This window comes from Acinetobacter sp. YH12116, assembly GCF_013418895.1.
GTDB classification, from domain to species: Bacteria; Pseudomonadota; Gammaproteobacteria; order Pseudomonadales; family Moraxellaceae; genus Acinetobacter; species Acinetobacter indicus.
This window is the reverse complement of the sequence record NZ_VPBE01000001.1, coordinates 196,487-208,993: the sequence shown is the minus strand read 5'-3', so window position 1 is coordinate 208,993 and position 12,507 is coordinate 196,487. Positions and strand designations below refer to the sequence as shown.

12 protein-coding genes are annotated in these 12,507 nt (G+C 47.0%); 8 read left to right on the top strand and 4 right to left on the bottom strand.

Annotated elements, in window-relative coordinates; translation table 11 throughout:
* Window positions 1-24: 24 nt before the first annotated feature.
* Both FTU54_RS00955 and FTU54_RS00950 read right to left on the bottom strand, forming a co-directional pair.
* A complete protein-coding gene (locus tag FTU54_RS00955; protein ID WP_171431737.1) occupies window positions 25-1,026 on the bottom strand; it encodes a glycosyl transferase family protein in 1,002 nt (333 codons plus the stop codon).
* Between the two features lie 156 nt (window positions 1,027-1,182).
* Window positions 1,183-1,413 (bottom strand): hypothetical protein, encoded by a 231-nt coding sequence (locus FTU54_RS00950; RefSeq protein ID WP_163170260.1) that lies wholly within the window; start codon window positions 1,411-1,413, stop codon window positions 1,183-1,185.
* Between the two features lie 40 nt (window positions 1,414-1,453).
* Here FTU54_RS00950 and FTU54_RS00945 point away from each other — a divergent pair, with 40 nt between their 5' ends.
* Window positions 1,454-2,803: a dicarboxylate/amino acid:cation symporter gene (locus tag FTU54_RS00945; protein WP_045794853.1), complete on the top strand. Its 1,350-nt coding sequence runs from the start codon at window positions 1,454-1,456 to the stop codon at window positions 2,801-2,803.
* 152 nt (window positions 2,804-2,955) lie between these two features.
* On the top strand, window positions 2,956-4,098 hold the full coding sequence (locus FTU54_RS00940; protein ID WP_005179008.1) for an acyl-CoA dehydrogenase family protein: 1,143 nt from the start codon (window positions 2,956-2,958) through the stop codon (window positions 4,096-4,098).
* Window positions 4,099-4,183: 85 nt separating this feature from the next.
* On the opposite strand, the gene FTU54_RS00935 is transcribed toward FTU54_RS00940, so the two are convergent.
* Window positions 4,184-4,705 carry a type 1 glutamine amidotransferase domain-containing protein gene (locus FTU54_RS00935; RefSeq protein WP_016659170.1) on the bottom strand — a complete coding sequence of 174 codons (522 nt, stop codon included), beginning with the start codon at window positions 4,703-4,705 and terminating at the stop codon, window positions 4,184-4,186.
* Between the two features lie 486 nt (window positions 4,706-5,191).
* Here FTU54_RS00935 and pheA point away from each other — a divergent pair, with 486 nt between their 5' ends.
* The 4 genes from pheA to FTU54_RS00915 all read left to right on the top strand — a co-directional run bounded on the left by pheA (window position 5,192) and on the right by FTU54_RS00915 (window position 10,169).
* Window positions 5,192-6,301 (top strand): prephenate dehydratase, encoded by a 1,110-nt coding sequence (gene pheA, locus FTU54_RS00930; protein WP_005179005.1) that lies wholly within the window; start codon window positions 5,192-5,194, stop codon window positions 6,299-6,301.
* Between the two features lie 64 nt (window positions 6,302-6,365).
* Window positions 6,366-7,457, top strand: a complete 1,092-nt coding sequence (gene hisC, locus FTU54_RS00925; RefSeq protein WP_180074292.1) for a histidinol-phosphate transaminase — start codon at window positions 6,366-6,368, stop codon at window positions 7,455-7,457.
* 3 nt (window positions 7,458-7,460) lie between these two features.
* Window positions 7,461-9,707 (top strand): bifunctional prephenate dehydrogenase/3-phosphoshikimate 1-carboxyvinyltransferase, encoded by a 2,247-nt coding sequence (locus tag FTU54_RS00920; RefSeq protein ID WP_180074290.1) that lies wholly within the window; start codon window positions 7,461-7,463, stop codon window positions 9,705-9,707.
* Window positions 9,708-9,803: 96 nt separating this feature from the next.
* Window positions 9,804-10,169: a hypothetical protein gene (locus tag FTU54_RS00915; protein ID WP_180074289.1), complete on the top strand. Its 366-nt coding sequence runs from the start codon at window positions 9,804-9,806 to the stop codon at window positions 10,167-10,169.
* 118 nt (window positions 10,170-10,287) lie between these two features.
* Here FTU54_RS00915 and FTU54_RS00910 read toward each other — a convergent pair whose 3' ends face one another.
* Window positions 10,288-10,920 carry an alpha/beta hydrolase gene (locus FTU54_RS00910; protein ID WP_005178998.1) on the bottom strand — a complete coding sequence of 211 codons (633 nt, stop codon included), beginning with the start codon at window positions 10,918-10,920 and terminating at the stop codon, window positions 10,288-10,290.
* 135 nt (window positions 10,921-11,055) lie between these two features.
* Between FTU54_RS00910 and yaaA the strand changes: the two genes are divergently transcribed.
* Complete coding sequence (gene yaaA, locus FTU54_RS00905; RefSeq protein WP_005178997.1) at window positions 11,056-11,835, top strand: peroxide stress protein YaaA; 780 nt, start codon at window positions 11,056-11,058, stop codon at window positions 11,833-11,835.
* Between the two features lie 17 nt (window positions 11,836-11,852).
* On the top strand, window positions 11,853-12,497 hold the full coding sequence (locus tag FTU54_RS00900; RefSeq protein ID WP_180074287.1) for a metal-dependent hydrolase: 645 nt from the start codon (window positions 11,853-11,855) through the stop codon (window positions 12,495-12,497).
* Window positions 12,498-12,507: the final 10 nt, after the last annotated feature.

Below are 12,507 nucleotides of genomic sequence, written 5' to 3'. Positions count from 1 at the left end.
TTTTTATTGGCAGTCTTTTGTGGCTTAAGCATTTAAACGCGCAGCCCAGAATTGCTGTGCTTTGTCCATGGCTGCTGCAAAACTGTCGCAGACGCCCATGGTATACAGCGCGATGCCCATGGTTTCCACCACCGCCACTTCACCATAGTCATGCGATTGCTGGCCTTCCCAGACGGCTTTAAATACCGCCAGGTCCAGTTCTTCTTCAATCGGGCTGCGGTTGTTGGTGAGCTTTGGCAATTCATGTTCATACAGCTCGCCGTTACGAATGCCACAAATTAAGGTTTTGGCATCCGGATTCCGTTCAAACTCGCCGCCTTCACCTTTAATCACCGCACTGTTCAGATAGCCCAGTTTAAACGCCGACTGTTGATGGGAACTGCGATAGGCCGGATGGAAAATGGCCTGTACCGTGGCTTTGGCATTAAAGGGGTTAATCAGCCGGGCAAGAGTATGAATAGGTGAACGCAGGCCCATTACATTCCGTAGCGCAATCAAATCGGCCAGCACCGGAGAAATCACGTCTAAAGGCAGATAGGCAAAATGACGCTGCTGTAATTGCTGTTCGACTTCCGTATCTGACTGGCAGATTGGATAGCCTAAGTATTCCAGCACCTGTTCGGTATAGACCCGGTTAATGGTATGCCCAGCAGCGCCGTGCATGACAATATTAAAACCCTGTTTGGCCAGAGTCAGCGCGGCCAGTAAAAACCACGGATAATGTTTGCGTTTCCCGGCATAGGAGGACCAGTCCAGATCTACATCTAAAGCTTTAAACTGCAACTGGTCACGGGTGGCCTGAACAAAGCCGGCCAGTTCATCGACCGATTCTTCCTTGACCCGCAGCAGCATCAAAAAAGCACCGAGCTGAACATCGAGTACTTCCTGTTTCAGGATCATGGAAAAGGCCTGATAGGCTTCTTCATAGGTGAGGGAACGTGCACCATTTTTGCCTTTTCCCACAATACGTACGTACTGGGCAAAAGGATGTTCAACGTCTTTATAAATGTTTCTTTTCGTGCTCATGTAACTGCCTGAATCTCAAATAAATGGCGCCGGTCGCTTCCCACAATATACACATGTTTGCGGCTTTTTAAAAACCGTATGCTTTGCTCGGATTTAGACTAATGTCTAAGCTGCTTCTGCTTTAAAGTTCGCCAGTTCTCGCTGTTTTTAGCAGCACTACATTTGAATTTTAGGTAAAATTCGCAGCGTTTTATATTGTTTTTTATTTTTACTCATCTCCTGTTCTAAAAGCCGCTTTTGCGTTTGAGCCTGTTGATTCTGGCGGCTCAAAGTAAGTCCGACTTTTGCCGATGAAAATAAAGCGTTGAATGTTTTGAGCCATGGCTCAAGGCAGCGTATGCCTGTTGTTTTAAAAACAGGCAGAACAGGTCGTGGGTAAAAAATCAAGGGTATTTGTCCTCTGGACAAGAACAAAAGTAGATCTGTTATGGCCAAACAACCTATTTATAAATCCCTGTATTTTCAGGTGATTATTGCAATTATTGCAGGTATTCTCGTCGGTCATTATTCTCCTAGTGGCACACAAATTATTAATGGCGTGGAACAGTATGTTCCGGGTCTGGGTGAGCAGCTGAAACCCTTAGGTGATGGCTTCATCCGTTTAATCAAAATGATTATTGCGCCGGTGATTTTCTGTACCGTGGTGAGTGGTATTGCCGGAATGGAAAGCATGAAATCGGTCGGTAAAACCGGTGGCGTGGCATTACTGTATTTTGAAATTGTCTCTACCATCGCCCTGATTATTGGTCTGGTGGTGATTAACGTCTGGAAACCAGGCGTTGGCATGAACGTTGATCCAGCTTCTTTGGATACCACAGGTATTTCCAAATATGTAGAAACTGGTGAAGCACAATCTACAGTCGAGTTCCTGTTAAATATCATTCCAAATACCGTGGTCGGTGCATTTGCCCAAGGTGAAATCCTGCAGGTGCTGATGTTTGCCATTCTGTTTGGTTTTGCCTTACACCGTTTAGGGCCAGCAGGTAAGCCGGTCTTGAAACTAATTGATCAGATTTCGCATGTGTTCTTTAACATTGTGAACATGATCATGAAAGTTGCGCCAATTGGTGCTTTCGGTGCGATGGCCTTTACCATTGGTAAATACGGGATTGGCAGTCTGGCGCAACTGGCGCAGTTAATTATCTGCTTCTACCTGACCTGTGTGCTGTTTATTTTTATCATACTCGGCAGTATTGCGCGTATGACCGGTTTCAGTATCGTAAAAATGATCCGCATGATTCGCGAAGAATTACTGATTGTATTGGGGACCTCATCTTCAGAATCGGTATTACCGCGCATGTTGAAGAAACTGGAAATTGCCGGCTGTGAAAAATCGGTGGTGGGTTTGGTCATTCCAACGGGTTATTCCTTTAACCTGGATGGTACTTCGATTTATTTGACCATGGCCGCAATCTTTATTGCTCAGGCCACCAATACACCTTTAGAACTGCATCATCAGATTACTTTATTGCTGGTGCTGTTGATTTCCTCTAAAGGCGCAGCAGGGGTGACCGGTTCAGGCTTTATTGTGATGGCGGCAACACTGGCGGCTGTGGGGCATATTCCGGTGGCCGGTCTGGCGCTAATTCTGGGTATTGACCGCTTTATGTCTGAAGCGCGTGCCTTGACCAATCTGGTGGGTAATTCATTGGCGACCATTGTTGTAGCGAAGTGGGTCGGTCAGCTGGATCAGGAAAAGCTGCAATATGCATTAAATAATCCGGAAGAAATTGACCGCAAGATGGCAGAACAAAGCCAGCAATCTGCTTCGGCTTAACAGCAGGGCGGTGACTAAAGGAAGCTTCGGCTTCCTTTTTTTATTACTTGGCAGTCAATAAAAAAGCCGGGCGAGACCATGACAGTACGCTTAAAAATGCATAGCATGGGGCTGAATGTAAAACAAGAATGTATACCTTACAAGGATGGACTATGCTGGCTTATGATGCAGATTTAGAATTATTCCGTGACAACTTCCGCCGCTTTATGAGCGAACAGATTGCCCCGCATTATGAACAGTGGGAACGGGAAGGAATTATGCCGCGCTCGGTCTGGAACCAGCTGGGTGAAAACGGCTTTTTATGTGTAGATGTACCGGAACAGTATGGCGGCTATGGTGTACCGACCCATTATTCGCTGATGCTGGTGGAAGAATCGGCACGTGCTGGTTATAGCGCACTGTCTACCGGTATTTCCTGTCATTCAGAAATTGCTGCGCCGTATATTTTAAATATTGGTTCAGAAGAACAGAAACAGTACTGGCTACCCAAAATGGTTAGCGGTGAAGTGGTCGGTGCGATTGGTATGACCGAGCCGGGTGCCGGTTCTGACCTGCAAGCCATGCGCAGTCATGCCATTTTGCAGGATGATCATTATATTTTAAATGGTTCTAAAACCTTTATTTCCAATGGTCAACATGCCGATCTGGTGGTGCTGGCGGTAAAGACCGATCCGCAGGCACGCGCCAAAGGCGTGTCTTTATTATTAGTCGATACCCATCTGGATGGCTTTAAAAAAGGCACCAACCTCGACAAGATTGGCCTGCACGCTCAGGACACCTCGGAATTGTTCTTTGATAACGTGAAAGTACCCAAAGAACAGTTACTGGGCCAGCCGGGACAGGGCTTTGCCTATTTAATGCAGGAATTGCCACGTGAACGGACCGCGATTGCCGCCACCGCCTTGGGCGCTATCCGCGGTTCAATTGACATCACCACGCAATACGTCCAGGAACGTCAGGCTTTTGGTCAGAAAATTGGCCAGTTCCAGAACAGCCGTTTTGTTTTGGCGCAGACCAAAATTGATGAGCTGGCCACGGCTGCGTTTTACAACCAGAATGTCGAGCTGTATATGCAGGGCAAACTGGATGTTGAAACCGCAGCAGCACTGAAAAGCTTCTCGACCGATATGCAGATGAAAGTGGCCGATCAGCTGCTGCAGCTGTTTGGTGGTTATGGTTATATGACTGAATATCCAATTTCTCGTTTCTTTGTCGATGCCCGTATCCAGCGGATTTATGGCGGCACCAATGAAATTATGAAAGAGATTGTGGCGCGCGGTTTATTGGGCCGTTAAGTCCTGTACATCAGAGCAAATGAAAACACCCGCCCAGCATGGACTGGGCGGGTGTTTTTTGTGGGTATATTTCTGAGCATGCTTTTTAGTGCAGGCTGAGTACATGCAGACTTTCCCGAATAAAAATCGGCAGGTCTGCTGGTGAGCGTGAGGAAATATAAAGGTTATTGTCATTTACCACCGCCTCATCAAAATACACGGCGCCGGCATCCATCAGTTCCAGCATCACCGGGGCAATGCTGGTCATGCGCCGGCCTTTGACCACGCTGGCATGAATCAGCAGTTGCGGACCATGACAGGTACTCATAATTGGTTTCTGGGCATTGGCAAAGTTTCGGACAAAATCGACAAAACGTAAATCATCACGCAGTTGTGCCGGAGATTGGCCGCCGGGAATCAGCAGCGCATCAAAATCATGAATGGTCACATCATCTATACTTTGGTCGATGGTTACCGAGCTGCGCCGTTGATAACCATAGATAATATTGCCGGCCTTGTTTTCAACATTTACCACGCTATGCCGCGCTGCACGGAAGGCGTGGATCAATTCTGGATAGTCTGCATCTTCATAATCATGGGTAATCAGCACCGCGATTCTTTTTGACATTATTATTCTCCGAATTGCTTTAAATAAAAGAGTAAAGGGGAAAAAGCAAAATTTCATTGCTGCTTTGTAACCAGTTTTCTTATTTCTTTTTCAAGTTAAAATTTCTGGAATTTTATTCAATATTTATGGGCGTAATTTTCTATGTAAGTAATTATGACGCCTGTTCAGTTTACGCAATAAACTTGCAAAATCCTATCACTATTTATCGAATTCAGATGCAAAAGCTATCGGCTGATTGGAAAAAGACCCTATTTCATCTGCTTAAATTCGCTACACTCTGGATGGAAAAACAGGCAAAGCGTCGTGACTTGTTCAGAATTATTCATGAGCTTTAGCTGCTCAATTGATAAACAGTTTCACAAGTTGCAGAGAGTTTAACCAACTGTTTGTTTTTAAGACTGAATCAATCAAAGTTGTATTGCGCAACATTTGAAAGCTAACTATTGTTATACTGTTTGCATACCGTTTATGAAGGGCGACATAACAATGATCAACGACGATCAAAACACAACGACTTCTCTTGACCTGAACAATATTCGTGAGGAAATTGACTCTGTAGACATGCAGATTCAACAATTGATTAACCGTCGCGCACGATTGGCAGAAGCGGTGGCCAAAGCCAAATTTGCCGCTGAAGAGAATCCGCTGTTTTACCGTCCGGAACGTGAAGCACAAGTTTTACGTAATGTTATGGATCGTAATGAAGGCCCATTGTCGGATCAGACCATGGCGCGTTTATTCCGTGAAATCATGTCGGCCTGTCTGGCACTGGAAGCACCACAAAGTATTGCCTTCCTGGGGCCTGTTGGGACTTATACCCATTCTGCGGTACTCAAGCATTTCGGTCATGATGCCCTGGTGCGCCCTTTACAAACCATTGATGAAGTCTTCCGTGAAGTGGAAGCGGGCAGTGCGCATTATGGTCTGGTACCGGTAGAAAACTCCTCTGAAGGGGTGGTGAACCATACCTTAGACTGCTTTAAAACTTCGAATTTGAATGTGATTGGCGAAGTTGAATTGCCGATTCACCATCAGTTCCTGATTTCTGCAAATACCCGTAAAGATAGCATTAAACAGATTTATGCCCACCAGCAAACGCTGGCACAGTGCCGTAAATGGCTAGATGCGCATTATCCTGGGGTGGAGCGTGTGGCTTTAAGTTCCAATGGTGAAGCAGCGCGCCGTATTCGCAATGAATGGCATTCTGCGGCCATTGCATCTGAAATTGCGGCAACCATTTATGATCTTGAAATCATGCACAGCAATATCGAAGACAACCCGGAAAACACCACGCGCTTCCTGGTGATTGGCCGTGAGAAAGTGCCACAAAGCGGCAATGACAAAACTTCATTGCTGGTATCTGCACATGACCGTGCCGGTGCCTTGCTGGAAATTCTGGCGCCATTTGCCAAACACAACATTAGTCTAACCAGTATTGAAACCCGTCCGGCTTTACCTGAAAAATGGGCCTATGTGTTCTTTATTGATCTGGAAGGTCATATTGAGCAAGACAATGTTAAAGCTGCGATTGAAGAAATCCGTCCATTGGTGAAAGAAGTCCGTGTACTCGGCTCTTATCCGGCGGCAGTTTTATAAAATTCTCTGGTGGCCGTGTGCGCTGCATGCGGCTGCTTTTCACCTGTAAATCTGGAAGTAAAAAATGTCGTTTGTCCCAGCCAATGAAGGCATCTCTAAGTTAAAGCCATATCAACCAGGTAAGCCGATCAGTGAACTTGAGCGCGAATTGGGTATTACCGATATTGTGAAATTGGCATCCAATGAAAACCCGTTGGGCTGTTCAGACAAAGTCAAAGAGGCCGTGGCTGCCGAGCTGGCAGAAATTGGTCGTTATCCAGATGGTGGTGGTTTTATTTTAAAAGATCAGATTGAAGCGCAGTTTGGTTTTGGTCATGAACGGATTACTTTGGGTAATGGTTCAAATGACCTGCTGGAAATGTTTGCCCGCGCTTTTGTGTCCGAGCAGGACTCAATCGTATATAGCCAGCACGCCTTTGCGGTTTATGCGCTGGTGACTCAGGCCATTAATGCGCAGGCCATTGAAGTGCCAGCCAAAGGTTTCTCGCACGATTTAGATGCGATGGCTGCGGCTATTCAGGCCAACACCAAGCTGGTGTTCATTGCCAATCCGAATAACCCGACTGGCACCTGGTTTGAAGAAGCTGAATTTGAAGCCTTCATGCAGAAAGTACCGGCCAATGTAATTGTGGTACTGGATGAAGCCTATGTGGAATACTTCCCGGAAAACTTCAACAGCCTGAAATATCTGGATCAGTATCCAAACCTGATTGTTAGCCGTACTTTATCGAAGTGCTATGGTCTGGCAGCGCTACGAGTTGGTTTTGCTCTGGCCTCTGTACAGGTGACTGACTATTTAAACCGTATCCGTCAGCCATTTAACGTGAACCATTTAGCTATGGTGGCAGCTGTAGCAGCGCTGAAAGATGAAGCCTTTATCGAAAAATCACGTGAAGTGAACAAGGCTGGTATGGCGCAGCTGGAAGCGGGCTTTAAGGCACTGGGCCTGAACTATGTGCCTTCACGTGCCAACTTTATTCTGGTTGATGTACAGGCTGATCCGGCACAAACCTTTAATGCCTTGCTTAAAGAAGGTGTGATTGTACGTCCGGTTGGTATTCCAAACCATCTTCGTGTATCGATTGGAACAGAAGTAGAAAATGCCAAATTCCTGACTGCACTGGCGAAGGTGTTAGGTCTGGACGCAAAGGCATAAGCCATGACGCAACCCCTGTTTGAAAAAGTCGCTTTTATTGGACTTGGGCTGATTGGCTCAAGTCTGGCGCGTGTGATTCAGGCTGAACAGCTGGCTCATGAGGTAGTGGCATCGACCCGTTCGCAAAAAACGCTAGAAGATGCCAAAGCCTTGGGTTTAATTGCTGCCGGTTATAGCGATCCGGTCGAGGCGGTGAAAGATGCTGATCTGGTGGTGCTGGCCTTGCCGGTACGTGCCACCGAATATGTATTGCAGCAGATTAAACCGTATTTAAAACCTGATGCAATCCTGACCGATGTCGGCAGCACCAAAGGCAATGTGGTCGATGCAGCCAAAGCAGTTTTTGGTGAGCAGCTGCCTGCCGGTTTTGTGCCGGGGCATCCGATTGCTGGAGCCGAGCATACCGGGGTCCATGCCGGTAAGGTCGATTTATTCGCCAATCATAAAGTGATTTTGACTCCATTACCGACCAGTGCGGATTGGGCGGTCAATAAACTGATTCAACTGTGGGAAGCAGCCAAAGCGGAAGTGATCTGTATGGATGTGGACAAGCACGATGAAGTGCTGGCACATACCAGTCATCTTCCGCATTTAATGGCATTTAACCTGGTGGAGCAACTGGCCAACAGGGAAGACAATTTAGATATTTTTCGCTATGCTGCAGGCGGCTTTCGTGATTTCTCGCGAATTGCAGCCAGTGATCCACAAATGTGGCACGACATCTTCTTTGCCAATAAAAAGGCAATTTTGAATGCAGTCGATGGCTTTGAACAACAGCTGGCAATCTTGCGCCAGCTGATCGAACAGGAAAACTCGCAGGCTTTAATGGGCCTGCTGGGACATGCTCAAGCAGCGCGTCAGCATTTTAATCATATGCTGGCCAAAAAACCGTTGATGGAGAACAATAAAGTGACACAACAATTTACGATTTTACCGGGCTCTAAAAATTTCCAGGGTAAATTTACTGTGCCAGGTGATAAATCTGTGTCACATCGTTCAATCATGTTTGGTGCGATTGCAGAAGGCACCACCCATGTCACCGGCTTTTTGGAAGGTGAAGATGCGCTGGCGACCTTGCAGGCTTTTCGCGATATGGGTGTCAGTATTGAAGGCCCGAAAAATGGTGAAGTGACCATTCATGGTGTTGGTATGCAGGGCCTCAAAGCTCCAGCCGGTGCACTGTATATGGGGAACTCTGGCACCTCCATGCGTTTGCTGTCAGGCATGTTATCGGCGCAGACCTTTGATTCGGTGATGACCGGTGATGCATCCTTGTCCAAGCGTCCAATGGAGCGTATTGCCAAGCCATTACGTGAAATGGGGGCGCAAATCCAGACCACAGGTGAGCGTGGTACGCCACCGGTGTCAATTACGGGCAGCCAGCAGTTAAAAGGCATTCAGTACGATTTACCAATGGCCTCGGCACAGGTGAAATCAGGAATTTTACTGGCCAGTTTGTGGGCCGAAGGTGAAACTGCAGTAACTGAACCGGAACCAACCCGCGACCATACCGAGCGTATGCTGCGTGCTTTTGGTTATGAAGTGAAAACCGAAGGTAACCGTATTTCCCTGCAAGGCGGCGGTAAACTGGTGGGAACCAATATTCAGGTGCCTTCAGATATTTCATCTGCAGCGTTCTTTATGGTGGGCGCGGCCATTACTGAAAATGCCGATGTCACTTTAGAAGCTGTGGGCATTAACCCGACCCGTACTGGCGTGATTGAAATCCTCAAACAAATGGGTGCAGATATTACTGTATCCAACGAGCGTATTGCCGGTGGTGAACCGATTGCCGACATTCGTATTCAGGGCAGCCGTACCTTAAAAGGCATTCATATTCCGGAAGATCAGGTGCCACTGGCGATTGATGAATTCCCGGCGCTGTTTATTGCAGCAGCCTGTGCGGAAGGTCAGACTGTATTGACTGGTGCAGCTGAACTTCGCGTCAAAGAATCTGACCGGATTCAGGTGATGGCAGATGGCTTGAAAACCATGGGCATTGACTGTACCCCAACTGAAGATGGCATCATCATTGAAGGCAAGGGCAAAGCAGGTGACTGGTCGCCTGTGTTCACCGGCGGTGAAATTGAGTCACATCATGACCACCGTATTGCCATGAGCTTCTCGATTGCCGGTTTACGTAACTCGGAAGTAATTAAAATTGTGGGTACAGAAACGGTCGCGACCAGCTTCCCGACCTTTACCCAATTGACCGCTCAGGCCGGTCTGCAGATTGAAGTGACCGAATAAAGAGAAAAATAACCCAAAACAGCCAAGCTTTTGCTTGGCTGTTTGCTTTATATTGCTTATGCTAAAAATACAACAAGAACAGCAGTAGGGTCGTTTATGAAAACACTCCAGTTTACCGCACAATGTGATAACAAGGCCGAATTACAGGACTGTAAGATTGCCCAGAACTATGTGGCAGATTTGCTGGCCCGACAGTTAAACCAGCACGGCTTTGAAACCCTGCCGCAAAGTGGCGCACAAATTGCGGTTAGTGTGGAAGAGCATCCTTTGCCCTTAAGCGTGAGCTGTGAAAGCCGCGATGCCGAAGGACGACTGGTGTGTGAAATCCTGTCTTATCCGGAAGAAGAGCAGGACTGGTTTGACCGGATTGAATCGCAAAGCCTGCTAAATCAGCTGGCCCAGGCGGTCGAGCAGACCTTAAAACAGGATGAAAACTTTACGGCCTTTGAATGGAAAAATTAAAACAATTCCAGAAGGAAATCGCGAAGCTATTTCGTCTGTATCCATTTTAAAATTAACAGTACCGTCACTGATCTCCCCCCCCCATAAAAAAACCCATCAGCAGATGGGTTTTTTGTTTTTAGCCTAAGGCCAGGAAGCGGGTAATTGCAATCCGCAGCTGTTTTAAATAGCCGGTAAAGAAATGGTTGGCGCCCGGTAAAATGGTAACCAGATGACGCTGTGGTTTGGCCCAAGTAATCATGTCCGAGAGCAGGGTCACATCATCGGCTTCGCCATGAATAAACAGGATGTCACCTTTAATTTCAGGGGTTACATAATGACGTACACCAGCTACTGTCGCAGTTGGGAGGCCGCATAAAATGGTCTGTTTTGGCTGTAATTCAACCGGTAGCGCTGCATAACTCTTTGCCATCACATGCGCACCAAAGCTGAAACCGCCGGCATAGAACGGCAGGCCAATGTGCTGGCTGCGCGCATATTTGATGACTTCTAGAATATCATCCGTTTCGCCAAAGCCTTCATCATGCACACCTTCACTCTGGCCTGAACCGCGGAAGCTTGGGCGATATACCACGCAGCCGCGCTCTAGGTACATTTGTGCTAATAATGCAGGAACTTTGTGTTGCGGGGTGCCGCCTTGCAATGGATGGGGGTGGCTGACAACCGCGAATCCTTTCACTTCACCCTGTGGATAATCTACGAAAACTTCAATTCGACCCACAGGACCTGGAATGAAAATTTGCTCGGACATAAGATAATCGAATAATGGCAGGAGAATCGATTATTTTACCGATTATGTTTAGGAAAAACACAGATTGGCATTAAAATAAGCTGACTGTTATAGTTTGATTAATTATTTTTTAACCACTTTTTGATCAGGATGTGTATGCTCGCCTTAATTTCTCCTGCTAAGACTTTAGATTATGAATCTGCATTACCCACCGACAGCCACACCTTACCAAGACTATTAGCGCATTCACAAGAACTTATCGACGTTAGTCGTACGCTATCTGCTTCAGAAATCGCCAATTTAATGAGTGTGAGCGAAAAAATCGCCAATTTAAACGTAGAACGCTTCCGCGACTGGCAGGCCGATTTTGATTTTTCCAATGCGCGTCAGGCGCTGTTTGCCTTTAAAGGCGATGTCTATACCGGTCTGGATGCCTATAGCCTGAAGGATCAGGACATTGATTATGCACAGCAGCATTTGCGCATGTTATCAGGTCTGTATGGCTTATTGCGCCCGCTGGATTTAATGATGCCGTATCGTCTGGAAATGGGCACCAAGCTGAAAAATCCGCGTGGCAGCAATTTGTATGAATTCTGGGGCACCATCATTACTGATCTGATCAATGAAGATCTGGCTGCGGCCAAGTCTGAATTGCTGGTGAATATCGCTTCGGATGAATATTATAAATCGGTGAAAGAAAGCAAGATTCAGGCAGAAATCATCAAGCCGGTATTTTTAGACCAGAAAAATGGCAAATATAAAGTCATCAGCTTCTATGCCAAAAAAGCCCGTGGTTTGATGGCGCGCTATATCATCGAAAATAAAATTGAACGTGCTGAAGATTTAAAAGGCTTTAATAGCGATGGCTATTATTTCGATGCTGACAGCTCCCTAAAAGGTGAGCTGGTGTTTAAGCGAGATGAGCAAGCCGCATAAACAGGGGAGTGCGTGCCATGCAATCAGAACTTGCTGATTTTCAGTTGTATTGGCAACGCTGCGCTCAGCAGTTTTCGCTGAATCGCTGCCAGACGCAGCAGCTGTATGCGCGGCTGCTGGCGGCCTATAGTGAGCCGCAGCGGCACTATCATGGCGTGCAGCATATTCTGGAATGTCTACAGCATTTCGATCAGATTCGCACACAGTTGCAGCAAGCATCGCTGGTCGAGCTGGCGTTATGGTTTCATGATGCGGTCTATCATCCTAAAGCGCAGGACAATGAAGCACAAAGTGCGACATTGTGCCAGCAGTTATGTGCAGATTTTTTAACGGCAGCACAACTGGAAACCGTGAGCCGCTGGATTCTCGCGACCCGGCAGCATCAGCCTAGTGATGAGCCAGATTTAAATGCCTTGCTGGATATTGATCTGGCAATTCTGGCTGCGCCGCCAGTACGTTTTGCTGAATATCAGCAACAGATTCGTCAGGAATATGCCTTGGTTGAGCAGCAGCTTTATCAGCCCAAGCGCCGTGCGGTATTGATGCAGTTTTATCAGATGCAACCGCTATATCAGACCCGGTATTTCCAGCAGCATTATGAAGCACAGGCCAAACACAATCTGGCCCAAGCCTTGTCTGCAGCGGGCGAATCAGCATCGTGATGGTTTATTC

What these genes read in the sequence shown, in the direction of transcription:
- pheA (WP_005179005.1), top strand. Translation starts at nt 5,192, where the DNA reads ATGATCAACGACGATCAAAACACAACGACTTCTCTTGACCTGAACAAT.
- FTU54_RS00940 (WP_005179008.1), top strand. Translation starts at nt 2,956, where the DNA reads ATGCTGGCTTATGATGCAGATTTAGAATTATTCCGTGACAACTTCCGC.
- FTU54_RS00920 (WP_180074290.1), top strand. Translation starts at nt 7,461, where the DNA reads ATGACGCAACCCCTGTTTGAAAAAGTCGCTTTTATTGGACTTGGGCTG.
- FTU54_RS00955 (WP_171431737.1), bottom strand. Translation starts at nt 1,026, where the DNA reads ATGAGCACGAAAAGAAACATTTATAAAGACGTTGAACATCCTTTTGCC.
- FTU54_RS00910 (WP_005178998.1), bottom strand. Translation starts at nt 10,920, where the DNA reads ATGTCCGAGCAAATTTTCATTCCAGGTCCTGTGGGTCGAATTGAAGTT.
- hisC (WP_180074292.1), top strand. Translation starts at nt 6,366, where the DNA reads ATGTCGTTTGTCCCAGCCAATGAAGGCATCTCTAAGTTAAAGCCATAT.
- FTU54_RS00915 (WP_180074289.1), top strand. Translation starts at nt 9,804, where the DNA reads ATGAAAACACTCCAGTTTACCGCACAATGTGATAACAAGGCCGAATTA.
- FTU54_RS00900 (WP_180074287.1), top strand. Translation starts at nt 11,853, where the DNA reads ATGCAATCAGAACTTGCTGATTTTCAGTTGTATTGGCAACGCTGCGCT.
- FTU54_RS00935 (WP_016659170.1), bottom strand. Translation starts at nt 4,705, where the DNA reads ATGTCAAAAAGAATCGCGGTGCTGATTACCCATGATTATGAAGATGCA.
- yaaA (WP_005178997.1), top strand. Translation starts at nt 11,056, where the DNA reads ATGCTCGCCTTAATTTCTCCTGCTAAGACTTTAGATTATGAATCTGCA.
- FTU54_RS00945 (WP_045794853.1), top strand. Translation starts at nt 1,454, where the DNA reads ATGGCCAAACAACCTATTTATAAATCCCTGTATTTTCAGGTGATTATT.